A 26651-nucleotide genomic window follows, 5' to 3' on the forward strand; every position below is an offset into this window, starting at 1 on the left:
GGCCCACCCGGATACCGATAGCGTTTAGTTGAAATTCGGAGAAGCGTTCTGCGACTGAGCCGCATCCGCCGCTGGAGCCTGCATGTCGCTGATGCGGCGAACGGCACCCGCCTCGACGAGGCCGCCGAGCGCCTTCTGCATCAGATCCACCGCGTTCGCGAATGCCTCGACCGGCATGATGATGCGCTGGCGGAATTCAGGCTTCGGGTTGTTGCTGGCATCGCGTTCGGTCGCCGAAAGCGACATCAGGTCGATCCTGACGATCGATCCGGTTACCGTGATTTCGCCGATGCCATCGGAATAAAGTTCGCTGCTCATTGTGTTCCCTCTGGTTTGGTTGTTTCAGAAAGTGTCACGCATGGCCGTGCTGCCATGCTGGAAAGGGATCGTGCATGCCCTGTGCCAAGTGCTGGTCGAAGTTGGTCTCGTTGCCGACAAGGCAGTCGTCGAGCGCCGCGCAGACGGCCTCCTGATCAAGCCCCGCGCCGATGAAGACGAGCTCCTGCCGGCGGTCGCCCCAGGTCTCGTTCCAGTGCTTGTCCAGCAGCTGCCGGAATTGCGGGTAGCGTGGCCATTGCGCCTTCGGCACCGTCGCCCACCAGTAGCCCCTGGCGGTGATCTGGCGCTGAACGCCGGCGATCGACAGCTGGCCGATCTCCGACGGCCGTGTCGCGAGCCAGAAATGGCCCTTCGCGCGGATCAGGCCGGGCCATTCCATGGCCAGAAAACGCTCCAGCTTCACCGGATCGAACGGCCGGCGCGCGCGATAGACGAAACTTGAAATGCCATATTCCTCCGTCTCCGGAACATGGTCGCCCCAACCGTAGAGCTCCTTGTGCCACAGCGGATGGCGGGCGGACTTGGCTTCGCTGAAGAGGCGCGTATCGAGGATCGAGCCGAGGGGCAGGTCACCGAAATCCGTCTCGACCACGCGGGCATCCGGGTTCAGCGACGCCACGATCTGCCGGATCATCAGGCGCGTTGCCGCATCGACCTCCGAGATCTTGTTGATCACGATCACGTCTGCGAATTCGATCTGGTCGACCAGAAGGTCAATCAGCGAGCGGTTGTCTTCGTCGTCGCGCACTTCGCCACGATCGCTGAGAAAATCGGTGCTCGAAAAATCAGCCAGGAGATTGGCCGCATCGACAACCGATACCATCGTGTCCAGCCGGGCGATATCGCAGAGTGCTGCGCCGTTCTCGTCGCGAAACGAGAAGGTGGCGGCGATCGGCAGCGGCTCGGCAATGCCGGTTCCCTCGATCAGCAGGTAGTCGAAGCGTCCCTCGGCGGCGAGCCGGCGGACCTCCGTCAACAAGTCGTCGCGCAGCGTGCAGCAGATGCAGCCATTGCTGAGCTCCACCAGTGTCTCGTTGGTGCGCGAGAGGTTGGCGTCGCCGCCACGAACGAGATCGGCGTCGATGTTGACCTCGCTCATGTCGTTGACGATGACCGCCACGCGGCGTCCCTCGCGATTGCGCAGGACATGATTGAGCAGGGTGGTTTTGCCGGCGCCGAGGAAGCCCGCCAAAACCGTGACCGGAAGCCTGTTTTCGTTCGCGCCCCGTTCCATGTTGATCCCTAAGCCGCCAGTTGGGGCCGGAAGGCCACGTCGACATAGTAGTTGGTGTTGTTGTAGGTGCTGGTCGGGAACAGCCCGGCCGCGCCGTAGGCATAGACGCCGTTGCCGCCGCTCAGAGCAGATGACATTGCCTCGAGATTGCCGTTGGATACGCTGTTGTCGAAGTAGTTGGCGGTCGCCGAATAGTTTCCGTTGGTGCTGTAGGAAACAACGTAAGTCGTGTTCGCGGAGACCGCCACCTGGTTCAATAGCGTGACGGATTGCCAGCCGCTGGCGCTTTCATTGGTGAAGGTCGCGCTGGCAAGCAGATCGCCGGTCGCGGTCCAGAGATAACCGGTGTGCGTGCCGGTGTTCGTGGCGCCCTTGTAGAAGCTGATGCCGGTGATCCAGCCTGCAGCGTCTGCCTGGAACTTCATCCCGAGATTGACGGGCGAATTGTCGTTCACAGACACAACCGTCGGCGTCGCGTTTGCGGCAAAGACGCTTTGTGTGGGTGTCGTCGATTGCGGATTGACGGTCAACGACACCTGCGCCGACGCCGTTCCGCCTGCTCCGTCTGAAATCGCGTAAGAGAAGCTCGCCGAACCCGAATAGCCTGCCGTCGGGGTGAACGTGATGGCGTTCGTCTGGCTGTTGAAGGTGACGGTGCCGTTCACGGCGTTGCTGACGGTGGTAACAGACAGCGTGTTGCCATCGGCATCCGTGTCGTTGGCAAGCAGCGCCGATGCCTGGATCGTCAAAGCGGCGCCTGTCGTCGTTTGGAAGCCTGTGTCGTTCACCGCGACCGGCGCTGTGTTCGCCACGGCCTGTGCACTGCTCTGGTAGACCACGTCGACCCAATAGTTGGTCGCGTTGTAGCTAGCAGTTGGGAAGAGGCTTGTGGAGCCATAGGCATAAACGCCGTTGCTGCCGCTTGGCGCCGTCAGCCCGCCATTCGAATAGTCGGCGGTGAAATAGTTCGGCGTGGCGGCGTAGTAGCCGTTCGAATGGTAGCTGGCGACGTAGGTAGTGCCTGCGGTGATGGTGATCGGTGCATTGAGCGTGACCGTCTGCCATCCGCTTGCCGTCTCGTTGGTGAAGACTGCGGAGGCGAGGAGGGCGCCCGTGCTGCTCCAGAGCGCGCCGACATGGGTGCCGGTGTCTTGAGCGCTCTTGTAATAGCGAATAGCCGTGATTTGTCCGCCGGCGGACGCAACGAACCTGACGCCGAGTTCGACCGAACTTGGGTCGCTATCGGCCGCGATGGTCGGCGTTTGAGACGAGGAGAACAGGCTTGATGTCGTTGGTGGAGTGGTTGGCTGGCTGACCGTCAGGTTGACCTGCGCCGACGCCGTGCCGCCACGCCCGTCCGAGATCGTGTAGGTGAAGCTTGCGGCGCCGACATAGCCGCTCGCCGCGGTAAAGATGACGGAATTCGTCTGACTATTGAAGGTAGCGGTACCGTTCGTCGCCCCGCTCACGCCCGTTATCGAAAGCGCATCCCCATCCGCGTCCGTATCGTTTGCAAGAAGCGTCGCCGCGGCAATCGATAGAGCCGTGTTTGAATAGGCTTGGAGCCCGTTGTCGTTTGCCGCGACCGGTGCCGTATTGCTGACCGTCGACTGGTTGAAGACGATATCGACCCAGTAGTTCGACGCTTGGTAGCTTGAGGTCGGGAAAAGCGGGTTCGCACCGTAGGCATAGAGGCCATTGCCGCCGCTTGCGGCACTCGAAAGCCCCGTCAGCACACCGTTTGTGTGGTCGGTCGCGAGGTAATTGGTGGTTGCGACGTAGGAGCCGGTCGTATGATAGGATGCGATATAGGTGACGCCGGCGGTAATCTGGATCGCGCTGCCGAACGTCGCGGTTTGCCAGCCGCTCAGCGATTCATTGGTGAAGGTTACGGTTCCCACCAGCTGCCCGTCCGCGGTCCAGATGGATCCTGTATGGGCGCCCGTGTCACCGTCGGCCTTGTAGAAGCTGATACCTGTTATAGTGCCACTGGCCGACGAGACGAACTTCATCCCGAGTTCCACCGGCATCGCGTCGTGAATTGCCGAACCGGTCGGTCCTTCGCCAGCGGTAAACAGCCCGACCCCTGCCGGAGCCTCCTGAACCGTCAGGCTGACATTGCCTTGGCTGGTGCCATTGCGTCCGTCCGATAGCGTGTAGCTAAATGTCGCGGGGCCGCTGTATCCAGCGGTCGGTGTGAAAGTCACCGTACCGGCCTGGGTGTTCAAGGACACCGTCCCGTTCACGGCATTCCCGACAGCGGTTATCGTCAGAGCATCGCCATTCGCATCCGTGTCGTTCGCGACGAGTGCCGCGATGGAGACGGTAAGCGCATCGTTGCGCCCGATCGTGAAGCCGCCGTCGTCATGCGCGACTGGGGCGGTGTTGGCACCAGCGTCAAATACGACGTCTACCCAGTAGTTCGAGCCGCCGGGGCTGAGGTTCGGGAAGACGGAACTGGGGCTGTAGGCAAAGACGCCGCCGCCGTCGACGGTCTTCAACAGTCCGCTGCTGTACGTCGATCCGAAATAGTTCTCGGTGACTGAGAAGTAGCCGTTGCTGTGGTAAGAGGCGGTATATGTCGTTCCCGCCGTGATCTGCACGGGGCTCGAGAACATGACGGTCTGCCAGCCCGAGAGCGATTCATTCGTGGAAATGCCTGTTGCGAGCAGCGTTCCGTCAGCGTTCCAGAGGCTGACGACATGTTCGCCGACATTGTAGAAGCCCTTGTAGAAGCGGATGCCCTGAACGAAACCGCCTGTGGTCGACTGAAAGCGGACGCCCAGCTCGACAGGATCACGGTCGATAGCCGTTTCGGTCGTCGGCTTCGATACAAGCGTCCAGAGACCTTGCGTCTGCGGCAGCGACACGGTTACCTGGGTGCCGGCCGATGGCGTCTCCAGATTGACGCTGTCATCGACCGCGCGCGACATGATCGTGTAACTGCCGCTTGCCTGGACAACCCAGTTGTAGCTCCAGTTTTCGCGGCCGGTCGCCTTGAACCAGTGCTGCCCGCCGTCGGTCGAGACCTCGACCCCGGCGATGATGCCGCCGCCGAAATCGATCGCGGTTCCGGTCACGGTGACATGCTGACCTTCGAGGAAGCTGCCGCCGAGCGTCGGCGACGTGATCGTCGACGTCGGTTTGAGGGTGTCGGTCGATTGCGTGGCGAGAACCAGGCTGGCGTCCAGCGTCGTCGGCTGGATGCCCATGTCGGCGAACATGTTGACCATGGCCTGTTGGACATTCGGATCGGTCGGCGTGGCCGGACCCTCATGGTCGGCATTGAGGCCCCATGACCAGAAGACCGTTCCGGCGCCGAAGACCAGCGCGCCGCTTTCGGCGCGATACATGGTCAGGCTGTGCGTCGCGATGGCGCTGCCGACGGTCGTTCCGTAGTCCCGCAGATACGTGTCCACGGACACGCTGGAGAGAGACAGGTTGATCAGGCCGGCCGGCCGGAAGCCGTTCTCTACATCGGAGTCCCACTCGTAGCCGAGAAGGTTCTGCACCAGGCTGTAGGTTTCACCCGGCTGCAGGTTGGCGACATCGGTGTTTCGCCAGAAACGCAGGTTCGAATAGTCGTAAGGGATGGTGATCGTGTCCTGCCGGTAGCTGTCCACGGTGAACATCGTGCCCGTCAGCGAATTTTCCGGTTCCTGGCCCGGATCGGCATAGCGCGGATCGCGCCAGGTGCCGGTGCCGATATTGCTCGGATCGCTGCTGGTTCCCCAGGTCTCCTTGTAGCAGACCATCGTGCGATAAGGCGTGCCGTTGCCGTCGATGCTGGTTTCCCAACGGATCTTCCAATAGACCTCGTTGCCGCTCCAGAAGGCCAGGTTGACGCCGTTGTCGCGCGCCGCTTCCACGTTGGCGCGCTGCTCGGCCGACCAATATTCGTCGTGGCCGACGGAGAGGAAGGCATCGTGGTTCAGGAGCAGGCTGCCGCTTCGTGCGGAATCGACGCCTGAGATGTAGGAGACGTCGTAGCCGTTCTGCTCCAGCCAGGAGATGGCCGAGGCTTCGACGCCAAAGATGTAATCGTGAGTGCCGCCGATTGGGCTGGTATTGGTGATGATCGGACGGTTGTAGCTGACGGCGGAGGCACGGCCGATCGCGGTCAGGCCACAGCTGCAGTTCGGCGGCAGATAACCGATCATGTCGGCCGGATCGACCGGGACTTCGCCGTAATAAAGGCTGGCGCCGCCCCATGCGTTATAGGCCTGCCACGTCGTGTCCGATGTCTGGAAGACGATGTCGCTGGTCGATGCGTCGTCCCGCACGATAAACGGAATGATGCCCGCGTCCTCGACGCCATCCTCGCGCACAAGCTTGGCGAAGTAGACGCCCGAGACGGCGTCCGCTGGGATCTCCCAGCTGGCCGATACCGACCAGTTGCCACAGTCGATCAGCCCCAGCGACATATCGACGATCGGGTGCGGTTGAATCTGCGCCGTCGTCAGCGATTTGTCGATAGAAGCGACCTTGCGGGCGCCATCGCCTCCATAATAGCCCATGCGATAGATATCGATGCGGTAATGCGTCGAATCCGTTGCGATCTTGAAGTCGACGGTCTGGCCGATGTTGGTGCTGATTTCTGTCGCAAAGCCCTGAATGGTGCCGTTGCCGTCTCCATCGAGCGTCCACTCGCTGCGCGCTGTGCCCTGCTGCATGTTCTCGAGGGCGATCTTGTTCGGAGTGGCGGCAACCGCTGCGGCCGCCGGCGCTACCAGCGCGGTTGCCGTCGCGCTGGGCTCGCTCGCGCTCTCCGCCGACGCCACGGCCGTCGATGCCGCTGCCGCCGAAGCGACCCGCAGGGTCGCTGAAACGGCGGCGGTTGCAGCGTCAATGGACGAGGGTGCGTCGACCGATGACGCACTGGTGCTACTGTCCGGAAGAACGATGCTGGTGCTTGCTGTTACCGGGCGAGGGGTGATCGGCGCCGCGTCGACCGGCAAGACCGTCCGCGGCTCCGTCGTCGAGGCCGTGGTCGTGGGGGTGTCGATCAGCGCTGCGGTTTGCGAAACCGAGGTTGACGCGGCATCGCTGGCAGAACTGAATACGGCTGCCGTGCTGGTCGCGGCAACACCTGCTGACACTTGGAAAGCCGCGGCCGCTGTGCTCGGCTGGCCGCTGGTGTCATCGGAAGCGGTTGGCGCGGCGCCAATGCTCCAGTTCTGGGCTGCGGTATACACTGCCGTGGCGCCACCGAACGCACTGAGATAGCTGTTATTACGACCGCGTATTTTAATCATCTGCCACCCATCCCCAAATGAGTGGCCATGGTGCCATTTTTCGCGTTGCAGGAAACGACGGCAATCAGTGGTACGCAGAAAAGCGGTTTGTACTTCGTTTTGATTACTTAGTGGGAAGTGTTATATCTGGATTTTATTTGAATATCTGTGCCGATGTGTTTGCGTTGCTTCGCATATAACGATTTGAAAATCGCCGCCGCGGGCATTCAGCCGCCATCGAACAATGCGAATAGTGGCCAGATGCATCACCCGAAAGGAGCGGCGACAATCCACCCAACCCTTTGAACTTGCGGCGGGAACTGAATCCTCTGTCACGGTGTTTCTGCGACATGGACCAAGCGATCAATCAACCGGAAATCACTGTCGCAGCCTTGGCGTCGTCTCGACTGGTTTACACCACGGATATCGAGAGCGGCATCACGCGCAAGGCGGGAAAAAATGGCTTTCTCTATTATGCTCCCGATGGGCGTAGGATCACGGATAGCGCGGAAATTGCGCGGCTGAACGCACTGGCGATCCCGCCCGCTTATGTCGACGTCCGCATATCGCCCAATCCTCTCTCGCACCTGCAGGCGATCGGCATCGATGCGCGCGGACGCAGGCAGTATCGCTATCATCCGGAATGGCATTTAGAGCGCGCACGCGCCAAGTTCGACCAATTATTGGAGTTCGGAGAACGCCTGCCGGATATACGCCAGCGTGTCGATGCCGATCTGCGGGGCCGCGCGCCGACGATGGAAAAGGCCTTGGCCACCATCGTCTGGATGCTCGACAACCTCTATATCCGCATCGGAAATGCCGCATATGCAGAGGATAACGGTTCTTTCGGCCTGACGACCCTGCGGCGGCGGCACGTCAAGATCGACGGCTCCAAGGTCAAATTCCGCTTCAAGGGAAAGTCCGGGAAGGAGTGGAATCTGGTGCATACGGACCGGCGCATTGCGCGTGTTGTCCGCAGCCTGCAGGAATTGCCGGGGCAGCAATTGTTTCAGTATGTCTGCGAGGACGGGACCCGCCGGCAAATATCGTCGCAGGACGTCAACGAGTACATCCGGGAGGTATCGGGCGCCGAGTTCAGCTCCCGCCAGTTTCGGACATGGGGCGCGACCTGTGCGGCCGTCACTGCCTTCACGCCTTTGGAAGTCGCCGCCACCGAGGCCGCAATCGCGCGACAGATGAACGAAGTGATCGACGCCATTGCGGCCATGCTCGTCAATACGCGCGCGGTCTGTCGCTCGTCCTATATCCATCCCGCCGTGTTCGATGAATTCAAGGCCGGCAGATTGGGCCAGTTGCTGCGCACGAGACCAACGCGAAGCAAGCGGCTCTTGAAGTGGATGGATGCGGAAGAGGCCCGTGTGCTGGGGTGGCTGAAGTCGGTGTCTTGAACCGACGCGCTTTCGGGTTGATGGACTGCCCAGCAAAACTTCATCACTCGCGGCAAACGCTCCAGTAGACTGACCACGGCGACAGGTTGCTGCCAGATGACGCGACAAGGCCGAAGATGGCCTCGGCCTTATCCGTGGCCGGGTCCATTGCAATCGCCTCGTCTCCAAGGTTTGCCCGCAGGCACAACCGGCCGCCGCTCGCCAATGGCCAATCGACCGCGACTGCCGTGAAGCCGGATTCGGCGACGATTTCGCCACGGCGCATCCCGGCCAGAAGCGGAACGATCTTCTGGTGGCGGATCGCAAGCAGCGAGGTGTAGAAGTCGTGCATATCGACGCTTTCAGGCTCGGTGAGATTGGACCAATCGAGTTTGGCCATCTCGAATGTCGATGGCGCGGTCGGGTCCAGCAGGTCATCCGTGTCGAAGCCCGGCAGACGCGAGAGCTCCTCGCGGCGTCCGTTTCGCACCATCTCGTTCAGCTCTTCATTGAGGTCGCAGAAATAGGGGAACGCATCCCGCGCACCCCATTCCTCGCCCATGAACAACATCGGTATTTGCGGTGCGAGTAGATAGACGGCGGCCATTGCTTTCGAGACATGAACCGGTTGCGCGGCGATGATCCGGTCGCCCATCGCGCGGTTGCCGATCTGGTCATGGTTCTGGATGAAGGAGACGAAAGCCGTTGGTGGCAAGTCGCGTGTGCTCTTGCCCCTGCTTTCGCCGCGATAGGGCATGTGCTGGCCCTGAAACACAAAGCCCTCCGCGAGCGAACGCGCAATCGCTTCGCTATCCTCAGCGTAGTCGGCGTAGTAGCCGAAGCGCTCGCCGGTGGCGGCGACATGCAGCGTGTGGTGGATGTCGTCGTTCCATTGGGCGGTGAACAGGGTTGTTGCGCCATCGCTCGTGCGCTTCAGGAGATCGCTGTCGTTTTCCTCGTTCTCGACGATCAGGTGAACATGGCGATCGGCAGCGGCAGCGGCTGCGCGCACGCGGCGTGCGAGTTCCAGCAGCAAATGCTCCTCGCTGCCGTCATTGATGGCATGAACGGCATCCAGCCGCAGCCCGTCCAGTCTGAAGACGGTGATCCAGTAAATGGCATTCTGGATGACGAATTCGCGCATCGGCCGCGACATCGCGCCATCGTAATCGATACCCTTTCCCCAGGGTGTCTTATGCCGGTCGGTGAAGACAGGCGCATAGAGCGGTAGATAATTGCCATCGGGGCCGAAGTGATTGTAGACGACATCCAGGAAGACCGAGATCCCGCGCGCGTGGGCCGCATCCACCAGCGCCATCAGATGCTCGGGCCTGCCATAGCTGCTATCGGGCGCATAGGGCAGCACACCGTCATAGCCCCAGCCGTAACGTCCCGGAAAATCGGAAACCGGCATGATTTGAATCGCCGTCACGCCCAGCGGTGCGAGGTGATCGAGGCGCCCGATCGCCGCGAGAAAGGTGCCCTCCTCGGTGAAGGTGCCGATATGCAATTCGTAGAGTACGGTCTCTTCCCATGGGCGTCCGCGCCAGGCTTCTTCCTTCCAATCATAGGTCGCGAGGTCCTCGACCTCGCTGAAGCCATGCACGTCGTGCGGCTGAAAGCGTGAGGCCGGATCGGGCACCTGTAAGCCGTCGGGCAGAACAAACCGGTAAAGCGCGCCGGCACCGACGCCTGCCCTCTCCAGCTCGTGCCACCCGTCCGCAAGGCGATGCATGGGTTGCGGCTCGTGGTCTTCCAGCTTCAGACGGATGTTGTCGAGAAGAGGCGCCCAAAGCCGGAAGGTGACACCCCTGTCGGAAATGACGGGTCCGAATTGCAAGTCAGTCACGTGAAGCCTTTCGACAAATATGATTGGCAGCACTCAACGCAGCCGAGGCCGAAAAGTTCGCGGCGGCTGGAAGGCAGTTTGTCGCGGTGGCGTTATCCACGCCGCTGAACGGGTCACTCGCCCTGCAGCAAAGCAACTGGTTGCCTTCCCAGCAGCTGCGCCACGGGAACAGATGCCGCACCGGCGATCGATCGCTCCGTCAGAAGATCATGTTTCGGGCCCTGTAATTCCGCAGGCAAGATGATGGCGGTGTCGCCCCAGAATTCGGGACCGGCATAGAGTTTTCCTTGCTCCATCTGCCCCAGCATCATGCGCGGTGTCACCGTGATGGTGAAAGCATCGCCCAGCCACCGAGCGTATGCAATGACATGGTCGCGCCGAATTCCTGTCACCGACAAAGGCACATAATCTCCCTCGGCAAACAGGGCAGGCAGGCGTTTGCGCAGGTTGAGGCCAATGCTGATAATGCGCTGTTTGAGGGCTGGAACGGTGAGCTCCGAAATCGGCTCGCGCGTTGCCAGCATGCGCGCCAACTCCTTGGTGTCGATCGGCCGCCGGTTGTCGGGATCGACGAGGCTGAAGTCGCAGGCTTCCGACCCCTGATAGATGTCGGGTACACCGGGAGCCGTGAGCTTGATCAGCGTCTGCGACAGGCTGTTCAGATACCCCGCGGCCATCACCCGCCGGAGCGTTTCGGCGAAGTCTTCGTGAAAGGTCAGGTTGGACGATGCCGTGAGCGCCGCCACGTAACTCTTGATCGCTGCCTCGTATTGTTCGTGCGGCGCGTTCCAGTCCGTCACAAGCTTCGCCTCTCGCACCGCCTTTTCGGCATAGGCGACGAAACGATCCGTCAGGTTTGCAGCCGCGCCATCGCGAAACTCCTCCGGCCATATGCCGGCCAATGCCTGATAGAGCATCCATTCGACATTGGCGTCAGGTGTCAGACCCGCCGGCAGCTCTGTCAGATGGCTGCGGTTCATGTCACGCCAGCACTCTACCCCGAGCCTCCACACGTCCGGCTCTTCGCTGAGCGCGTAAAGACGGGCGCGGGCGTCCTCGCCGCGCTTGGTGTCATGGGTAGAAGTGGCCGACAGCCCGTGCGGCTGCAGTTTTGCTCTTTGCTGCATCAGCGCGTGAAATGCATCGACGCCACTTGCCGGCCTGTCGGGCTCGCCGCCAACTTCGTTGGCGGCGAGCAGCAGGTTGTGGCGATAAAACAGCGTGTCTTCCATGGCCTTCGCCATGATGGGTCCGCTCAGTTGCTGAAAGCGTCGCTGGAATTCTTCTGCACGAGGGCCGCCATCGAGGAGCCCGGCTACAGCGTCCAGCGCATCGCGGTCTCCGGTTTGCATAGCGGCTTTGTCAACGGCCTGCTCGATCAGCCTTCGATCGCTGTCCGACAATTTTCCGGCACGGCCATAGGTGCGATAAAAGGGAAACGCGATGAGCAGCTCCTTGATCGCGGATGCAAGCCGCTGCTCATCCGTATCGGCCAGAAGCGAATGCGCGATCGCCACCAGTCGGCTTGTCTCGCCTTCGAAGTTGCGCTCGATCATCAGTAGCTTGGCCTGTCGCAGGCCGGCGGCGAAATCGGCCGCATCCGGCGAGAGATTGGCATAGGCATGGCCAAGTTCGCGCATGCCATCGGGATCGATGAAGAGATTGCTGAGCGCCGAGATGAACTCGTATCCGGTCGTGCCCTCGATCGGCCAGTCGGCGGGCAGTGTCTCGCCGTGTCCGACGATCTTCTCGGCGACGATATAGATATCGGGGCCAACGGCCGCACGCAGGCGGTCGAGATAGGCCGAGGGATCGGCGAGCCCATCTATATGATCGAGCCGCAGCCCCTGCACATGGCCGGCGCGCACCAAGTCGAGCACCAGCTCATGGCTGTCGGCAAAGACCTGCTCGTCCTCGACACGCAGCCCGACCAGCCCGGTGACTTCGAAGAAGCGCCGATAGCTGAGCGTCCGCGCCGCATCCTGCCAGAAGGTCAGCCGCCAGGATTGCTGATCGTGGACGCTCGATATCAGCGACCGATCCTTGAGGTCTCCGGATATCCGCGCGGTGCTATCCGGGTTGAGCGGCAATCGGGTCTCGAAATAGGCGAGCGACCAATCGCCGGTTTGCGGATCGCGTTGCAAATCGAACTCTCCATCGGCAAGCGCCTCATCGAAGCTCTTGCCAAGGATCGGCAGCGTCAGACGCTGGCTCCAGTCTATATCAAAGTGGCCGGCATATTTGCTGTCCGCGCCGAATTTGAGAACATCGGCCCACCAGGCATTCTCGGTCGAGGCCGCCATATGGTTCGGCACGATGTCGAGGATCAGGCCGAGGCCGGCGGCTTTCAAGGTGGCGCTGAGGCGCTTGAAACCCTCGCGTCCGCCTATCGCCGGCTCGATCTCGTTGCAATCGCTGACGTCATAGCCATGCGTCGATCCTGAGGTGGCCGTGAAGATCGGCGAGGCGTAGAGATGGCTGATGCCGAGCGATTTCAGATAGGGGATGAACTCGATGGCAGTGTCGAAGGTCATGCCATCTCGAAATTGCAGCCTGTAGGTCGATGTCGGTATGTGCATCTGTCGCCTCTGGTGGGATCGCGACACAGCAACAGCGCCAACGCGTCTTTTGTTCCCCTGCATGAGGCTTAGAGGCCGTCAGAATTTCAGCGTGATCAGCAACGGCAGATGATCGGAGGCGCGCTTTGCCAAGGGGGTGGAGATGACGCTGGCGGTACTGACCTTCAACTCCTGCGATAGAAACACGTGATCGATCCGCAGCAGCGGGAAGCGGGACGGAAAAGTCGGCCTCGACCGTTCCGCCGCGCTGAGCTGAGCGTCACGAAACTGCCCGGCCAACATCCTATAGGCCGGCGATGACGGTCGCGCATTGAGGTCGCCACAGATGACGGATGGTGTCGCGTGAAAATCCGGGTTCCCGATCCACTCATCCGAGAGCAGCGTCCGCACCTGCTTTATGCGGTCGATGTTGCGCAGGCCGAGATGGGTGTTGAGCACATTGAGGTTCCGTCCACCGGCATCCACCTGCGTCCAGATCGCCCCCCGTGTCTCGCCGACCGAGGGCAGGGGACCGGCCTTCATAAGTCGTGCCGGAAGGGCGGTCAGGATGGCATCGCCGTATTTCTCTTCCTGTACATGCAGCGCCGGGTGAAAATGGGCCTCCATCTTCAGAAGCGTTGCGATCATCTGCGCCTGATCGATACCACCGGTGCGCTTGCGGCCGACATCGAGCTCCTGAAGCGCGATGATGTCGGCGCCCGATTGCGCGATCACGTCGGCGACCCTGTTGGGGTCGAGCTGCCGGTCGGTGCCGATGCAGCTGTGCACATTGTATGTAAGGATTTTCAGTTCCTGGTCTGCAGTTCGGTGCGAAGTCTCTGTCGATACGCTCATCGAGAGGGAACCCGATTTCATCCTGTTTCGTTCCATTGCTGAAAGATCAATCGGAATGGAATGTTCATGTCGGCGAAGCGCGTCCTCATCAATGCAACCCTGGTTCTCGGACTGCTGCTCGCGGCCTATCTCCTTTACAAGGTCTTCAGTCGCTACTCGATCGACGAGATCACACGGTCGATCGCCGCAATCCCCATGTCACGTTTGCTCTCCGGGCTAGGGTTCGCCGCACTCTCCTATCTATGCCTCACTGGCTTCGATTGGATGGGGTTGCGCTATGCCGGCAAACCGCTGAGCTATCCGAAAGCGGCGATTGCCTCCTTCACCGGCCTTTCCATCGGGCATAATCTCGGCGTCGCCGCCTTGAGCAGTGGTGCCGTTCGCTATCGCTACTATGCGCGGTGGGGCCTGAGCGCCGAGGAAGTGGCGAAGGTCATCCTGTTTTGCGGCGTCACTGTGGGCATCGGGCTATCGGTGCTGGCCGGCTTGGCGCTCTTGGTCAATCCAAGCGATGCGGCCAACCTGCTCGCCATGAACGCCGATGGCCTGTTCATGCTGGGCCTGGCCTGCCTCGCCATCCCGGCCGCCTATGTCCTTCTCGCCGCTACCGTGCGTGCGCCGCTGCGCCTGTGGAAGTGGCGCTTCGAGATGCCGCGTCTCGGGCTTGCGATCGGTCAGGTCGTCATCGGTACGCTGAACTTTATCTTTGTCGCCGCTTGCCTTCACCAGATGCTGGCGGCCCAGGGTGATGTCAGCTTCGTGCAGACGGCGACGGCCTTCGTGCTTGCCAACATTGCCATCCTCGTCACCCATGTGCCCGGTGGCCTCGGCGTGCTTGAGGCAACCGTCAGCCATGTCCTGCCGGGTGCCACGTCGATCGGCGCGCTTGTGGCGTTCCGCGTGATCTATTTCATTGTGCCGCTGTTGATCGGCATTCCGGTCTTCGCGATCAGCGAGCTGGTGCTGCGCAAGCGCGGCAAAGCCGCGTCAGAAGATCGCGGCGGCCAGCCGTCCGACGCGCAGGCGCAGCTTCTGTAGCGGCCAATAGGGACGTCGCGGGTCGACGAGCGTGGTGCCCGTCAGCGGCGACGTCTCGCCTTTCGAGACATCGATCGCGAAGTGCCTCAGCCCACGCTTGCCGACATTCAGCGCGTCCACTGCGGCATTCAGCGACTGCATGCTGCGCTCGGTCTCGCGCACCGTCTCCGGCGTCGTCTCCAGATGCTCCGCCAGCAGCCGGTAACGCAGCGTTGAAATTGCCTCACGATGTGCGGCGGTCGAGGCTTCGATCGCCAGATCGCATTCCGTATCCAGCCCCTCGGAGCGGTTGTTCAGGTTGGACGAGCCAACGCGAATGAAATGGTCGTCGACGATCAGCAGCTTGGAGTGAATGACCAGCTCCTTCTCGCCGCCCTGCCTGTCGGGCACCACGGCATACATGACCCGCAACCGGTCATATTGGTCGATGCGCTTCAGCCGGCGGATCAGCCTGTCCCGGTTGTTGCCCATCGTCAGCTTCTCGAGAAAGCCGTGGGAGCTCTTGGTGACGAGCACGGTGATTTCCGGCCCGTCGCTCTCCTTCAGCCGCTTGGCGATGGTGCGCGCTACGCCGAAAGAGGCGAGATACTGCGTCTCGATGTAAATCAGCCTGCGCGCCGCCTTGATCGCATCGCGTGTCAGCCGAAAGGCTTCGTAGTGGCCGCGCTTGCCGATCAACCCGGGCTCCGTCAGCGCGATCGCGGCGGTCGCGTCCGCAAGGTCGGGGGCTACGCCTGCAGGCCACGATGCCCCGCCCGCCGGCGCCGGCGCCGGGCGTTCGCCCGTGGCGCGCTTCCATCGTCTGCGGGCAACATCGCCGATCAACCGGGCCGCGTCGCCCGATACCATGGACTGCATGTCATGTACCGGGTCATATGGTATGCCATCCGGCGATTTCCGCAGCGTATTGCTCATCTTGTGGTCCGGCTCGTCCCACCGTCTGGCGGTCAGATCGATGCCGCCGAGGAAGGCAAGGCTGTCGTCGATCGAGACGAGCTTCTGGTGATGACAGCCGCGGATCGGGTGGCGGAGATCGAAGCGCATGCTGATCTGCGGGTGAGCGGAAAATTCGCTCTCGCGGAAGAGGCGCAGCGATTTGCCGGAATAGATCGGCCCCATGCCCCATACCAGTATGCGGATACAAAGGTCCGGTTTCTCATCGGCGAGCGACAGGAGAAGCTCACCCAGCGTCTCGGAGCTTTGATGCGGTCTGAGCCTGATATCCGGGTTGAAGTCCCAGCCGACGATCCAGATCGTATGCACCGCCTTGCGAAGCGCCTGGTCGAGCGCCAGAAAATAGGCGGCGCCATCGATCAGGAAGGCGGCCTTCTCGACCTGGCCGACCTGCCAGGCGTTTCGTCTCTGGCGAATGATGCCGTCGGGCAAAACGGGAAGAGAAGCTTCTGTCTTGCGGGTTGCGCGTTTCAGGAACTCGGTTGCCTTGGACGCCTTCAGTCGATCGGCGATGGGTTGAAATTCTGTCATTCTGCTGTCCGGCGCCCCGCTTGGTATTTGACGTGGCCGTAACGCTCGAAGGCGTGACTTGTTCCGTCGAGGTGCACCGCATTTTCCGGGGGATGCCGGCCCATCGGGCGTCGCGCGAAAACAATTGCGGAACGAAAAGCCATTTCAATTGTTTACTTCACGGTAAAGGATGAGCCGAGGAGTAAAATCATGATCAGAGCTATTCTGTTGGTAACCGCGGTGGCGGGCAGTCTTGCATCGTGCACCGCGACCGAACAAGGCACGGCGATCGGTGCGGGGACCGGCGCTGTCATTGGCGGCGTGGCCACCAATAGCTGGGGCGGCGCGGCCGTAGGCGCTGTCGCCGGTGGTGCTGTTGGTGCCTTGATCGGCCAGTCGCAGGAACGTCGCGGCTACTGCGTCTATCGCGACCGCTATGGCCGCACCTATGAGGCGCGTTGCCGATAACCGGCTGAGCCGGATAGATTTGAATTCTCGACGTGCGTGATGCCTGCCGACATCGCGTGCGTCGAATTTTGTGCAATCGGCGCAAACATTCCGCTCGCGCCATGATGCCGACCAAATCTTTTGCTGATGAGAAATCGTCGGCAACGCGTCTTGGGCGAGCGCATGAACTGGATAAATCGTTATATTGATGAACCGCTGCTGCAGGGCGCCGCAACGGTCATGAAACTCTGGCACGGCCATACCGGCCAGCGACCTGATCTCCTCGAGCCGGTCTGGAACCTTCTCTCCATCGCGTTTCTGTTGATCGCAGCCATGCAATGCTTGGGAGGCGAAGCGCTGTGGCTGAGCGAGGCTGCCCTCGTCATGCTCGCGCTGCCATCAGTGCTGAAGCTATACAAGGCGAGCGCGGCGTCGGCCGACTATGACTTGAAAGACTACAAGGCCCTGCGCGCGGTCGCCTTGCAGAAACGGGAAAACGAATGGGCACTCAGGCTTGCGGTTCTCGTCGGCGCGTTGGTTCTGCCTCTCGCCAAGCCCGTCGACGATGTGGCGAGCGCCTATTTCATGCTTGGCGCGTGCCTCTGGTTCTCGCTGACGGCGCCTGCACGGTTCTACTTGAACGCGGCCGAGCCGCCGGCGCCGGATGAGGGCGATCGCCTGGTCCGTCCCGCGCTCGGTTCGGCGGCATAAATTCTGACAACGAGCGGCCTATCGCGGACATCTGCGACGGGCCTCTGTGCTTTTAGCCCATCAATCGCAGATCGCTTCCGCCTCGATCTCGACTTCGTAATCGCCAACCAGATTGCCGGCCTCGATCAGCGTGTTGGCGGGCAGAACCTCGGCGAAGACGCGTCCGTGCGCGCGCGACACCGGTTCCCACTGATTGGCATCGCGCAGATAGATGCGCGTCCTGACGACGTCGTCCATCTTGCCGCCGAGCGCCGATATGGAGGCGGCGATCTTGTCGAGGATGTAGGTCGCCTGCGCGCCGGCGTCGCCTGGTGCTACGCAGCGGTTCGTGCCGTGCGTCGCGGTCGTGCCGGAAACGAGAATGCGATCCCCTACCCTGACGGCGCGGCTATAGCCGGCGATCGGCTCCCAGATGCTGCCGGATGAGACGCGCGAACGGCCCGGACGGCCGGGCACGAGTTGAGCTGTGTAGACCGACGGAATGGCATCCAGATGGTGGCTGAGATCGCCGGATGCGGTAAGGAAAGGCGGCTTGCGGTACTCGTCGCCGCAGTCGCCGGGAATGGCTCGCGTCCTGGCGAATGCGGCGTTCAGCGCGGCGTGATCCTCTTCGTCGAGGGCGAAGGAGAAGACGTTCAGATTGTCGCCGCGATGCTCGTTTTCGCCGATGCGTGCGCCGACGATCGTGGCAGCGACCGCGTCGTGTTCCAGAACCCAGCGGCTCGCGACGTTTGAGATCGACACGCCATGCTTGGTCGCGATGGTTTGGGCGGCGCTGAGAATGCCCTGAAAGGCTTCCCAGCTGCCGGCGGTGTCGATGAAGCGCTTGTATTTCGAGCGGCTCCAGTCCGCGATCGATGTCGGCTCGGGCTGGCCCAGCCACTTCTCGGAGAGAAATCCGCCGCAGAGCGTCCCATAGGCGAGAAGCTTGACGCCGCTTTGGGCGCAGAGCTTCGAGAGCGCACCTGCCGCGCGGCGGTCGATCAGCGAGAACGAGACCTGATTGCTGGCGATCTCGATGCCGTCGGCAAGCGCCAGTGCCAGATGTCCGGCATCGAAATTGGTGAGGCCGAGCGCGCCGATCAGGCCTTCCTCGCGCAGGCGCTGCATTTCGTGTAGGGCATCGAGCCATGCCGGATGCTCGAAACTCCACCAGTGGAATTGCAGGAGATCCACCTTGTCGACACCAAGCCGCGTAAGCCGCTCCTCGACACCGCGGCGCACGACATCAGTCGTCATCGGTCCCGGCTCCGGGCACCATTTGGTGAAGGCGACAGGTCGCTGGCCATTCTGATAGCGCGAGAGCAGTCGGCCCGTGATCAGTTCCGCCGAGCCGTAGTGATCGGCCATGTCGAACGTGTCGAAGCCATCACGCGCATAGGCCTGCAGCACATCGGCGCCCTTGTCGGGATCGATCACTGTGCCGTTCTTCTCGATGTCGGCAACCTGCCAGAGACCGCAGACGATGCGGCTGATGGAGAGATTCTTGGTGAGTGCTGTGCGTGGTGGCGTGGTCGACATGTTTCTATTCCCTGGATGTCTGTTTGCGCTTGCCGGTGAGCGAGGCCAGCGCGTTGGAAGCGCCGAGAATGCCCCGGGGGCGCAGGAGCAGGATGAGGCAGAGCCCGACGCCGATCATGACGATCTGCAGCGATGCCGCGCGCGCCTGCTGTTCCGGTGGTACGAAGGCGGAGACGGCCGCGGCCGACAGCGCCCACAGACCCCAGACCAGCACTGCGCCGAGAATGGCGCCGCGATTGTTGCCGGAGCCGCCGACGATCAGCATCGCCCAGACCTGGAAGGTCAGGATCGGCAGATAGTTGTCGGGCGCGATGAAGCCGATGAAATGTCCTTGCGCGGCGCCGGCCAGCCCCATGATGGCGCCGCCTATGGTGAAGGCCTGGAGGCGAAAGCGGATTGGCCGCTTGCCGAGCGCCTGCGCGGCGCTCTCATCCTCGCGGATCGCGCGCAGCACACGGCCCCAAGGGCTCTTGGCGAGATGTTGGAGCGCCAGATAGAGCGCCAGCACGACAGCGGCCATCAGCGCGAGATTGGAAAGGGAAAACGCCAGCGGATCGGCGGCAAGGTTCCCGAACGGGCGCGGAATGAAGCCGATGCCGAAGGCGCCACCCGTCAGCGGCTGCAGGTTGAGCACGCAGAGTTGCACCGTGACCGCAACGCCGAAGGTGGCGATGGCGAGGTAATCGGAGCGCAGCCGAATGGTCAGCGCGCCGACCAGCCAGGCGGCGAGCCCCGCGAGCAGGGCGCCGCCGACCCAGCCGACGGCGATCGGCATGTCGAAGCCGCCGAAGCGGCCGGGCGCATCCGGCGTCGTCAAAAGCGCCGATACGTAAGCGCCGATCGCGACGAAAGCGGCGATGCCGACGTTGAACAGGCCGGTCTGGCCCCATTGCACGTTGAGCCCGAGGCACATGATGGCATAGGTCAGCGCCATGGTGAGGAAGAAGGCGGCGTAGGCGATCAGATCAAGGCTCATGCTGCTCTCCCGAACAGGCCGCGCGGGCGAAGAAGCAAGACTGCCACCAGGATCACGAAGGAAACAGCCGCCCGCCACTCGGCGCCGACGATCTGCACGGCCGCCGCCTCCGATAGGCCGACGATCAACCCCGCGATCATCGCGCCGGGAACGCTGCCGATCCCGCCGAGGATCGCGGCTGCAAACAGCGGCAGCAGCAGGTCATGGCCGAGATAGGGGCGGATCTGCACGAGAAGGCCGGTCATGATGCCGGCGATGCAGGCAAGGGCGGCGCCGACGAACCAGACGACGCGGATCACGCGGCGCACATCCACGCCGGCAATACCCGCGAGAGCCGGATTTTCGCTGACGGCGCGCATCGAGCGGCCGATATCGGTGCGGGTCATCAGCAGGTGGATGGCGAAGACCGCGACCAATGACAGGCCAAGCGACAGGAGCTGGTCGGGCGTGGCGCGCAGTCCGCCGCCGATCTTCACGGCGATCTGCAGCGCCTTGGTGTAATAGGCGGGCTTGGAGGTGAAGATGAATTCGAGCAGGCTGCGAAGCGCAAGCGAGGCGCCGAAGCTCGCCATGACGAGGATGATGATCGCGCCGCCGCGCGCCCGCAGGCGCCCGAACAGAACCGCATCGACGGCGAGCGCCAGCAGACCCGTGAGCAGGATCGCGACAACGGCCGCAAGCGGCAAAGACCAGCCGAAGGAGAAGGGGCCAATCGGCTTGGTCAGCGACGTCGAGAGGAGGCCGAGGCCGCCGCTGACGGCGAGTGCCAGATAGGCACCCCAGGAAAGCATCTCGCCATGCGCGAAATTGGCGAAGCGCAGGATCGAATAGGTGAGCGTCACGCCGATGGCGCCAAGGCCGATCATTGCGCCGGCGACCAGCCCGTCCATGAGAAATTGCGGGTTCATGGTGCCTCCGACGCCTGCTTGGTGGTGCCGAGATAGAGCTTGGCGATCAGTGGGTCGCCGAGCAGCGAAGAGGCCTCGCCCTCGTGCCTGATCCTGCCTTCGACAAGAATGACGGCGCGGCTGGCGATCGCCAGCGCCGCCTTGACGTTCTGCTCGACGAGAATGACGGTGACGCCGCCGGCGTTGATCTCCTTCAGCATCGAAAACACTTCGCCGACGATCTTCGGCGAAAGACCGGCCGAGGGTTCGTCAAGGATGAGCACGGAGGGATCGACGATCAGCGCGCGGGCGACCGCCAGCATTTGCCGCTGTCCACCCGATAACGCGCCGGCCAGGCGCGAGGGCTTACTGGCGAGATCGGGGAAACGACGATAGAGCGCGGCGATCCTGTCTGACCGCTGCGCCTTCGGCAGGACGGCTGCGGCAAGCTGCAGGTTTTCGTGGATGGTCAGCGTCGCGAAGATGTTTTCTGTCTGCGGCACGAAGGCTAGGCCTTCGGCGATCTTGCGGTGAGACGCGACGCGGGTGATTTCCCGCTCGCCGAGCATGACGCTTCCCGAGTGGATCGGCACGACGCCTGCGATCGCCTTGACGAAGGTCGATTTTCCGGCCCCGTTCGGCCCGAGCAGGACCAGCAGCTCTCCGGGCTCCACCGAGAGATCGACGCCGCGCACGATCGGCAGGTCAGGTTCGTATCCGGCGACGAGCGCACGGGCTTGAAGGGCCGACGCGGTCATGCGGCCGCTCCGAGATAGGCTTCGATGACATCGGGATTGGAGGCGACGTCGGCAGGCGTGCCCTCGGCCAGCGGCTTGCCGAGGGCCATGGCGACGACGCGGGTGCACAGCCGCGACACCATATCCATATTGTGTTCGATTAGCAGGATCGACTTGCCCTGTGCATTGAGATCAAGCACGCGTTCCATGATCGTTTCCAAGAGCGCCGGGTTGACGCCCGCCGCCGGCTCGTCGAGCAGGATTGCTTGGGGATCGGCCATCAGGATGCGTGCGAGTTCGAGCAGCTTGCGCTGTCCGCCTGAGAGAACCTTGGCCGGCTGCCCTTCGAGGCCCGACAAGGTGACGAATTCCAGCAGCGCGCGCGCCTTCTCGATCGCCAATCGTTCCTGCTGTCTGACATGGCCGAAGCGCAGGAAGTTGGCAAACAGCCGCTCGCCGTCCTGCGCCTGAGCGCCGACGAGCACATTTTCGAGCACGGTCATCTCGAGAAAGGGCTTCGGGATCTGGAAGGTGCGTCCGACGCCGCGGCCAATTCTCTGTTCCGGGCTCTCTTGCGATACCTCTCGTCCACCGATCCAGATCTCGCCAGATGTCGGCTTGAGACTGCCGGCGATCAGGTTGAACAGCGTCGTCTTGCCGGCGCCGTTCGGGCCGATGAGGCCAACCATCTCGCCTTCGCTGAGCCGGAGCGAGATGCCGCCGACGGCCATGTTGCCCTGAAACGACTTCACCAGCTCGCGCGCGTCGATCACGGCTCTGGCGGGTTCTGCCGCTTTCGGTGGGGCGTCTGGCACTGGCAAAGGCATGGAGGAAAGAAGTCTCTTGATTTGATTGGTGATGTTTGATCAAACTTCACCCCATGGTGAAAAGCAACCGAAAAAAGCAGCGTTCCACGGAGCAGGCTCGATGGTAGTCCCCTCTGCTGGCGCCTATGCGAGCAAGCCGGCCGATCGCGACGACGCGCTGTCGCCGGTCGGGCGCGAGACGCTGCAGGACCGCGTCTACGCGCAGCTGCGCAATTCCCTGATCAACGGCATGTTCGATGCCGGCGACGTGCTGCGCATCGTCGATCTGGCCGAGCGGCTTCAGACCAGCACCATGCCGGTGCGCGAGGCGCTTGGCCGTCTCGTGTCCGAACAGGCGCTGGAATCGCTGCCCAATCGCTCGGTGCGCGTGCCGCTGATCACCCGCGACCGTCTCGACGATCTGGCCCGCGCCCGCATCCTGATCGAGGGCCAGATGGTTGCGCTGGCGCTGCCCAATCTGACGGATGACGACTTTGCCGTGCTGAAGCAGATCAATGTCGATTGCGATCTCGCTTTCGAGCAGCATGGCAAGGATATCGGCCATGTCACCTCGGCGCTGAACCAGCAATTCCATTTCCACATCTATCATGCGGCGCGCTCGCAGGTGCTGATCCCGATCGTCGAGAGCCTGTGGCTCCAATCAGGCGCGATCATTCGCAAGGCCGCGCATATTCACGACGAACAGGGCGGACTTGCCGCCACCAATCATCATTGGGCGCTGATCGATGCGTTGGAAAAGCGCGATGTCGAGGCCGCGATGCAATCGCTGTCCAACGACATCAGCCGCTCCTTCGATCTCATCCGCGGGCGGCTGGATGTCGAACCTGACGGCAATGCATCGGGAGACCACCATGGCTGAACCCATCGACGACGGCTTCGACCTGTTCGATCTGAGGGTCGACGTGATCATTCCAGAGGGCGGTGCCGTCTATTGCGGCGCCAGGCCGGGCGATCATTTCGAACTCAAGGGCGAGATGCTGCATTTGCCGGAGGGGCAGGGGATCTCGATCTACTCGCTCTCCTCCGTGCTGCCGCTGCTCGCGGCCAAGCAGCGCCCGACGGATCGCAACGACTGGATGACGACGGATGCCGACATCGCTTGCCCGGACCCGAATTGCTCGACACGGCTGAGGATCACCCGCACGGGTATCCGCCGTTTCAGCCATGCCGCCACCACGGCGGTTCCTTTGAATGACGAATAGGCCGAAAGATATGCAGCGCATCACCATCGCCCCCGGTTACGAAATCTCCCGCGTCATCCGCGGCGGCTGGCAGTTGGCCGGTGGGCACGGCGCGATCGATGGCGACAGCGCCGTCGAGGACATGATCGCATTCGCGGATGCCGGTATCACCACCTTCGACTGCGCCGACATCTATACCGGTGTCGAAGAGCTGATCGGCCGTTTCCGCGTCGCCTATAGGAACCTGCGCGGCGCCGAGGCGCTGTCGCGCATCCGCGTCCACACCAAGTTCGTGCCCGATCTGACGGTGCTGCCAAACATCAGCAAGGCTTATGTCGAAAGCGTCATCGATACTTCACGCAAGCGGCTCAACCTCGATTGCCTCGATCTCGTGCAGTTCCACTGGTGGGCCTATGATATCGAGGGCTGGCTGGAGACGGCGGGCTGGTTGAAAGAACTGCATGAGGCCGGCAAGATCGGCAAGATCAGCGGCACCAATTTCGACACGGATCATATCGAGGCGATCATCGGCTCCGGCGTGCCTTTCACCTCGCTGCAGCAGCAATATTCGCTTCTCGACCGGCGCCCGGAAAAGCGCATGGTGGCGCTTGCTCAGGAGAAGAACTTCGCGCTGTTCTGCTACGGCACCGTGGCCGGCGGCTTCCTCGGCGACCGCTGGCTTGGCCAGAAGGAGCCGGAGCATCCGCTCGAAAACCGCTCGCTGACGAAATACAAGCTGATCATCGATGATTTCGGCGGCTGGGACCTGTTCCAGGCGCTGCTATCGACGCTGCGCGGGATCGCCGATCGGCACGACACCGATATCGCCACCATCGCCAGCGCCGCCATGCTGACCAAGCCAGGCGTCGCGGCCGTCATCGTCGGCGCCCGCAACAGGGAGCATCTGAAGTCCAATCTCGCCATCGCCGATATCGCGCTCAGCGAAACGGATAGAGCCGAGATCGATGCGATCCTTGCGCAATCAAAGCCGCTCGACGGCGACGTCTATACGCTGGAGCGGGACAGGGAAGGCCGCCACGGCAGCATCATGAAGTACAATCTCAACAAAGGGGAACAAAAATGAGAACGACATTCCTGCTTTCCGCCATGGTTGCTGCGCTTGCTGCATCGACGGCGCCGACGTTTGCTGCCGATTGCGACATCACCGTCGGCCTCGTCATGGAACTGACCGGCCCTGCCGGTGAATATGGCCAGGCGGGCGCGAAGTCCGTCGAGATGGCCTTCCGCGATATCAACGACGCCGGTGGCGTCAATGGTTGCAAGATCGTTGCCGATACGCGCGACAGCCAGAGCCAGGGCAACGTCGCCGTCGATCAGGCGACGCAGCTCGTCAACATCAAGAAGGTGCCGGTCATCATCGGCGGCATCATCTCGTCGGTATCGATCCCGATTCTGACTTCGGTGACGGCACCGGCCGGCGTCGTGCAGGTCTCGCCAGCATCCTCTTCGCCAACACTGACCGAGCTTGGCCGCAGCGGCAAGACCAACGGCGTCTTCTTCCGCACCATCACGTCCGATGCGCTGCAGGGCACGGCGGCCGCGAAGTTCGCGATGGATCAGGGCCTGAAGAAGATCGCGATCATCAACGTCAACAACGACTTCGGCGTCAACATGGTCAAGGAGTTCGCGACCGCCTACCAGAAGCTCGGCGGCACGATCACCTCGACGACGCCCTATAACGAGAAGCAGTCGAGCTACGCGTCCGAGGCCAGCGCCGCCATGGCTGGCGATCCCGATGCGCTCTATCTCGTCAGCACCCCCGTCGATGGCGCGACCATCGCCCGCGCCTGGGTTTCCGGCGGTGGCAAGCAGACCTTCCTGTTGAACGACGGTATGAACTCCAAGGACTTCATCGAGAGCGTCGGCGCGCAGTATCTGGAAAACGCCTACGGCACCTCCTCGGGCACCAGCCCGACGGCGTCGACTGAGTATTTCAACGGCAATTACGAGGCCTTCTCCGGCGGCATCTCGCCTTCGGCCCCGGCCGCCGACCGCTCTTATGACGCCGGTGCAATCGTGGCGCTGGCGATCGCCAAGGCCGGCAAGGCCGATGCGGCAGCCATCAAGGCAGCCATGCCGGAAGTTGTCGCCGCGGGTGGCACGCCTATCCATGCCGGCAAGGAAGAGTTCGCCAAGGCGCTGCAGCTCATCAAGGAAGGCAAGCCGGTGAAGTATGAAGGTGTCATCGGCCCTGTCAGCTTCGACACGTATGGCGACATCACCGGTCCCTTCCGCCTGTGGAAGATCAGCAATGGCGAGGTGACGACGGTCGGCGAATTGAGCGCCGAAGAGGTCACCAAGATCAAGACCGCGCAGTAAAGGTACCAGGCGACATGGGAGCTGTGCTCCCATGTCGCACCAGTCCGGTCTGGGCGCATATGTGCTTTGTTGGGTAAGCAGTGTCGTTCGCGGATCGCGCGACGTAAAAACGGCACCATGCATTTGGCAACCAACACGACAGGCCATCGACATATGAAAAAGCGCTCAATCCTTTCGTCGATCTGTTCGATCGCCAGCCTGCTCGTCATGACATCCGCGGCATCCGCCGAGGACATCGAGCACGGGAGGCGGGTGTTCAGGCTGTGCGTCGCCTGTCACACGGTCGATTCCGAACGCAACGGCTTCGGCCCGCATCTGAAGAGCGTCGTTGGTCGCCCAGCCGGAAGCTTGCCCGACTACAGATATTCCGACGCGATGAAGACAGCCGGCGCGGGTGGGCTTGTCTGGGATGAGGCGGCGCTCTCGGAGTTTCTGTCCAGCCCCAAGAAGAAAGTGCCGGGAACGAAGATGAGCTTCGGCGGCCTCTGGACGACGTCGGAGATCAGCGACCTGATCGGCTATCTCCGAGCCAATCCCTAGACGCGCCAAATGTCGGCTCGTCACGTCTTGACGTCTTGACGTCTTGACGCCGGATCGCCTAAGTCAGCCTCGATGGTTCCCGAAGGGATGACTTCCGACGGGATTAATAGGGAACACGGTGCGGATGACCCGAATGGGGCCAAGACCGTGGCTGCCCCCGCAACTGTAAGCGGATTGCCTGATGTCCTTGTGGTGTTCGTCTCGAACGCCATGCCACTGCGAAGCTCTTCGTGGGAAGGCAGATGTTAGGCGCATATTCGCAAGCCAGGAGACCTGCCGTCAAAACAGTGTCCACCATCCCGGACGGGGTTGTCCGGAGAGGAGCATCATATGATGGTTTTTGACGTCAGCCGCTGGCGCGGTCCCGCTTTATTCCCCTCCGCAATCTCATGGCCGTGATTCCGCGATAGCTTTCGCCGCCGCATGATGTCAGGCGAGCGCTTTGCTGTTTCGTCCTGCATCATCCGTGGCGGTCCCGCTTCGAGTTTCACAGCCACGGCCAGTCGGCTGCGGGCTTCAGCCATA

22 protein-coding genes and 1 riboswitch are annotated in these 26651 nt (G+C 62.2%); of the genes, 10 read left to right on the forward strand and 12 right to left on the reverse strand.

Going from position 1 to position 26651, the window contains the following annotated elements; all coding sequences use genetic code 11:
* Positions 1 to 24 precede the first annotated feature (24 nt).
* From ACVTFQ_RS20155 to ACVTFQ_RS20165, 3 genes are read right to left on the reverse strand one after another with little or no spacing between them, the layout of a single operon-like run.
* A complete protein-coding gene (locus ACVTFQ_RS20155; RefSeq protein ID WP_018896722.1) occupies positions 25 to 318 on the reverse strand; it encodes a hypothetical protein in 294 nt (97 codons plus the stop codon).
* Positions 319 to 352: 34 nt separating this feature from the next.
* A complete protein-coding gene (locus ACVTFQ_RS20160) occupies positions 353 to 1573 on the reverse strand; it encodes a GTP-binding protein (protein ID WP_112436607.1) in 1221 nt (406 codons plus the stop codon).
* A gap of 8 nt (positions 1574 to 1581) precedes the next feature.
* Entirely contained in the window at positions 1582 to 6246 is a 4665-nt protein-coding gene (locus tag ACVTFQ_RS20165; protein WP_413391222.1) for a DUF4082 domain-containing protein, read from the reverse strand.
* Positions 6247 to 6262: 16 nt separating this feature from the next.
* Here ACVTFQ_RS20165 and ACVTFQ_RS20170 point away from each other — a divergent pair, with 16 nt between their 5' ends.
* Both ACVTFQ_RS20170 and ACVTFQ_RS20175 read left to right on the forward strand, forming a co-directional pair.
* Complete coding sequence (locus tag ACVTFQ_RS20170; protein ID WP_413391220.1) at positions 6263 to 6799, forward strand: hypothetical protein; 537 nt, start codon at positions 6263 to 6265, stop codon at positions 6797 to 6799.
* Between the two features lie 358 nt (positions 6800 to 7157).
* Positions 7158 to 8216: a DNA topoisomerase IB gene (locus ACVTFQ_RS20175; protein ID WP_112436605.1), complete on the forward strand. Its 1059-nt coding sequence runs from the start codon at positions 7158 to 7160 to the stop codon at positions 8214 to 8216.
* A gap of 43 nt (positions 8217 to 8259) precedes the next feature.
* Here ACVTFQ_RS20175 and treZ read toward each other — a convergent pair whose 3' ends face one another.
* The 3 genes from treZ to ACVTFQ_RS20190 form a co-directional block, all read right to left on the reverse strand.
* The gene (treZ, locus tag ACVTFQ_RS20180) at positions 8260 to 10044 is read right to left on the reverse strand and encodes a malto-oligosyltrehalose trehalohydrolase (protein ID WP_112436604.1); all 1785 of its coding nucleotides are present in this window, start codon (positions 10042 to 10044) and stop codon (positions 8260 to 8262) included.
* A 113-nt stretch (positions 10045 to 10157) separates the two neighbouring features.
* A complete protein-coding gene (gene treY, locus ACVTFQ_RS20185; protein ID WP_112988775.1) occupies positions 10158 to 12623 on the reverse strand; it encodes a malto-oligosyltrehalose synthase in 2466 nt (821 codons plus the stop codon).
* A gap of 78 nt (positions 12624 to 12701) precedes the next feature.
* Positions 12702 to 13478: an endonuclease/exonuclease/phosphatase family protein gene (locus ACVTFQ_RS20190; RefSeq protein WP_413391215.1), complete on the reverse strand. Its 777-nt coding sequence runs from the start codon at positions 13476 to 13478 to the stop codon at positions 12702 to 12704.
* 45 nt (positions 13479 to 13523) lie between these two features.
* Here ACVTFQ_RS20190 and ACVTFQ_RS20195 point away from each other — a divergent pair, with 45 nt between their 5' ends.
* Entirely contained in the window at positions 13524 to 14495 is a 972-nt protein-coding gene (locus ACVTFQ_RS20195) for a lysylphosphatidylglycerol synthase domain-containing protein (RefSeq protein WP_112436636.1), read from the forward strand.
* Here ACVTFQ_RS20195 and ACVTFQ_RS20200 read toward each other — a convergent pair.
* A complete protein-coding gene (locus ACVTFQ_RS20200; protein ID WP_112436602.1) occupies positions 14445 to 15980 on the reverse strand; it encodes a phospholipase D-like domain-containing protein in 1536 nt (511 codons plus the stop codon). The genes ACVTFQ_RS20195 and ACVTFQ_RS20200 overlap by 51 nt on opposite strands.
* Positions 15981 to 16169: 189 nt before the next feature.
* Here ACVTFQ_RS20200 and ACVTFQ_RS20205 point away from each other — a divergent pair, with 189 nt between their 5' ends.
* Positions 16170 to 16427 (forward strand): YMGG-like glycine zipper-containing protein, encoded by a 258-nt coding sequence (locus ACVTFQ_RS20205; RefSeq protein WP_111560741.1) that lies wholly within the window; start codon positions 16170 to 16172, stop codon positions 16425 to 16427.
* A gap of 162 nt (positions 16428 to 16589) precedes the next feature.
* Positions 16590 to 17117: a hypothetical protein gene (locus ACVTFQ_RS20210; protein WP_413391212.1), complete on the forward strand. Its 528-nt coding sequence runs from the start codon at positions 16590 to 16592 to the stop codon at positions 17115 to 17117.
* Between the two features lie 60 nt (positions 17118 to 17177).
* Here the strand turns inward: ACVTFQ_RS20210 and ACVTFQ_RS20215 are convergent, their stop codons facing one another.
* From ACVTFQ_RS20215 to ACVTFQ_RS20235, 5 genes are read right to left on the reverse strand one after another with little or no spacing between them, the layout of a single operon-like run.
* Positions 17178 to 18638 carry an aldo/keto reductase gene (locus tag ACVTFQ_RS20215; protein ID WP_470423988.1) on the reverse strand — a complete coding sequence of 487 codons (1461 nt, stop codon included), beginning with the start codon at positions 18636 to 18638 and terminating at the stop codon, positions 17178 to 17180.
* A 4-nt stretch (positions 18639 to 18642) separates the two neighbouring features.
* Positions 18643 to 19614 (reverse strand): branched-chain amino acid ABC transporter permease, encoded by a 972-nt coding sequence (locus ACVTFQ_RS20220; RefSeq protein WP_112436599.1) that lies wholly within the window; start codon positions 19612 to 19614, stop codon positions 18643 to 18645.
* Positions 19611 to 20522 carry a branched-chain amino acid ABC transporter permease gene (locus tag ACVTFQ_RS20225; protein WP_112436598.1) on the reverse strand — a complete coding sequence of 304 codons (912 nt, stop codon included), beginning with the start codon at positions 20520 to 20522 and terminating at the stop codon, positions 19611 to 19613. Before ACVTFQ_RS20225 ends, ACVTFQ_RS20220 begins: the two co-directional genes overlap by 4 nt.
* Complete coding sequence (locus ACVTFQ_RS20230) at positions 20519 to 21259, reverse strand: ABC transporter ATP-binding protein (RefSeq protein WP_112436597.1); 741 nt, start codon at positions 21257 to 21259, stop codon at positions 20519 to 20521. The genes ACVTFQ_RS20225 and ACVTFQ_RS20230 overlap by 4 nt, the downstream gene beginning before the upstream one ends.
* Positions 21256 to 22065 (reverse strand): ABC transporter ATP-binding protein, encoded by an 810-nt coding sequence (locus ACVTFQ_RS20235; protein ID WP_112436596.1) that lies wholly within the window; start codon positions 22063 to 22065, stop codon positions 21256 to 21258. Before ACVTFQ_RS20235 ends, ACVTFQ_RS20230 begins: the two co-directional genes overlap by 4 nt.
* 100 nt (positions 22066 to 22165) lie before the next feature.
* Here ACVTFQ_RS20235 and ACVTFQ_RS20240 point away from each other — a divergent pair, with 100 nt between their 5' ends.
* The 5 genes from ACVTFQ_RS20240 to ACVTFQ_RS20260 all read left to right on the forward strand — a co-directional run bounded on the left by ACVTFQ_RS20240 (position 22166) and on the right by ACVTFQ_RS20260 (position 26126).
* Positions 22166 to 22924, forward strand: coding sequence for a GntR family transcriptional regulator (locus ACVTFQ_RS20240; protein ID WP_112436595.1), 759 nt, complete (start codon positions 22166 to 22168; stop codon positions 22922 to 22924).
* Complete coding sequence (locus ACVTFQ_RS20245; RefSeq protein ID WP_018896740.1) at positions 22917 to 23267, forward strand: TIGR04076 family protein; 351 nt, start codon at positions 22917 to 22919, stop codon at positions 23265 to 23267. The genes ACVTFQ_RS20240 and ACVTFQ_RS20245 overlap by 8 nt, the downstream gene beginning before the upstream one ends.
* A gap of 10 nt (positions 23268 to 23277) precedes the next feature.
* Complete coding sequence (locus tag ACVTFQ_RS20250) at positions 23278 to 24330, forward strand: aldo/keto reductase (protein ID WP_112436594.1); 1053 nt, start codon at positions 23278 to 23280, stop codon at positions 24328 to 24330.
* A gap of 23 nt (positions 24331 to 24353) precedes the next feature.
* Positions 24354 to 25586, forward strand: a complete 1233-nt coding sequence (locus tag ACVTFQ_RS20255; protein WP_402930295.1) for an ABC transporter substrate-binding protein — start codon at positions 24354 to 24356, stop codon at positions 25584 to 25586.
* A 153-nt stretch (positions 25587 to 25739) separates the two neighbouring features.
* Positions 25740 to 26126, forward strand: a complete 387-nt coding sequence (locus ACVTFQ_RS20260; RefSeq protein WP_112436592.1) for a c-type cytochrome — start codon at positions 25740 to 25742, stop codon at positions 26124 to 26126.
* A gap of 56 nt (positions 26127 to 26182) precedes the next feature.
* A riboswitch (cobalamin riboswitch) is annotated at positions 26183 to 26421 on the forward strand.
* The last annotated feature ends 230 nt before the right edge of the window (positions 26422 to 26651 follow it).

It is taken from the genome of Rhizobium sp. O111 (genome assembly GCF_055616315.1).

Excerpts from the sequence above, each read along its gene's own strand:
- ACVTFQ_RS20155 (WP_018896722.1), bottom strand. The coding sequence starts at position 318 with ATGAGCAGCGAACTTTATTCCGATGGCATCGGCGAAATCACGGTAACC.
- ACVTFQ_RS20160 (WP_112436607.1), bottom strand. The coding sequence starts at position 1,573 with ATGGAACGGGGCGCGAACGAAAACAGGCTTCCGGTCACGGTTTTGGCG.
- ACVTFQ_RS20165 (WP_413391222.1), bottom strand. The coding sequence starts at position 6,246 with ATGCAGCAGGGCACAGCGCGCAGCGAGTGGACGCTCGATGGAGACGGC.
- ACVTFQ_RS20175 (WP_112436605.1), top strand. The coding sequence starts at position 7,158 with ATGGACCAAGCGATCAATCAACCGGAAATCACTGTCGCAGCCTTGGCG.
- treY (WP_112988775.1), bottom strand. The coding sequence starts at position 12,623 with ATGCACATACCGACATCGACCTACAGGCTGCAATTTCGAGATGGCATG.
- ACVTFQ_RS20190 (WP_413391215.1), bottom strand. The coding sequence starts at position 13,478 with ATGAAATCGGGTTCCCTCTCGATGAGCGTATCGACAGAGACTTCGCAC.
- ACVTFQ_RS20195 (WP_112436636.1), top strand. The coding sequence starts at position 13,524 with ATGTCGGCGAAGCGCGTCCTCATCAATGCAACCCTGGTTCTCGGACTG.
- ACVTFQ_RS20200 (WP_112436602.1), bottom strand. The coding sequence starts at position 15,980 with ATGACAGAATTTCAACCCATCGCCGATCGACTGAAGGCGTCCAAGGCA.
- ACVTFQ_RS20205 (WP_111560741.1), top strand. The coding sequence starts at position 16,170 with ATGATCAGAGCTATTCTGTTGGTAACCGCGGTGGCGGGCAGTCTTGCA.
- ACVTFQ_RS20210 (WP_413391212.1), top strand. The coding sequence starts at position 16,590 with ATGAACTGGATAAATCGTTATATTGATGAACCGCTGCTGCAGGGCGCC.
- ACVTFQ_RS20215 (WP_470423988.1), bottom strand. The coding sequence starts at position 18,638 with ATGTCGACCACGCCACCACGCACAGCACTCACCAAGAATCTCTCCATC.
- ACVTFQ_RS20220 (WP_112436599.1), bottom strand. The coding sequence starts at position 19,614 with ATGAGCCTTGATCTGATCGCCTACGCCGCCTTCTTCCTCACCATGGCG.
- ACVTFQ_RS20225 (WP_112436598.1), bottom strand. The coding sequence starts at position 20,522 with ATGAACCCGCAATTTCTCATGGACGGGCTGGTCGCCGGCGCAATGATC.
- ACVTFQ_RS20230 (WP_112436597.1), bottom strand. The coding sequence starts at position 21,259 with ATGACCGCGTCGGCCCTTCAAGCCCGTGCGCTCGTCGCCGGATACGAA.
- ACVTFQ_RS20235 (WP_112436596.1), bottom strand. The coding sequence starts at position 22,065 with ATGCCTTTGCCAGTGCCAGACGCCCCACCGAAAGCGGCAGAACCCGCC.
- ACVTFQ_RS20240 (WP_112436595.1), top strand. The coding sequence starts at position 22,166 with ATGGTAGTCCCCTCTGCTGGCGCCTATGCGAGCAAGCCGGCCGATCGC.
- ACVTFQ_RS20245 (WP_018896740.1), top strand. The coding sequence starts at position 22,917 with ATGGCTGAACCCATCGACGACGGCTTCGACCTGTTCGATCTGAGGGTC.
- ACVTFQ_RS20250 (WP_112436594.1), top strand. The coding sequence starts at position 23,278 with ATGCAGCGCATCACCATCGCCCCCGGTTACGAAATCTCCCGCGTCATC.
- ACVTFQ_RS20255 (WP_402930295.1), top strand. The coding sequence starts at position 24,354 with ATGGTTGCTGCGCTTGCTGCATCGACGGCGCCGACGTTTGCTGCCGAT.
- ACVTFQ_RS20260 (WP_112436592.1), top strand. The coding sequence starts at position 25,740 with ATGAAAAAGCGCTCAATCCTTTCGTCGATCTGTTCGATCGCCAGCCTG.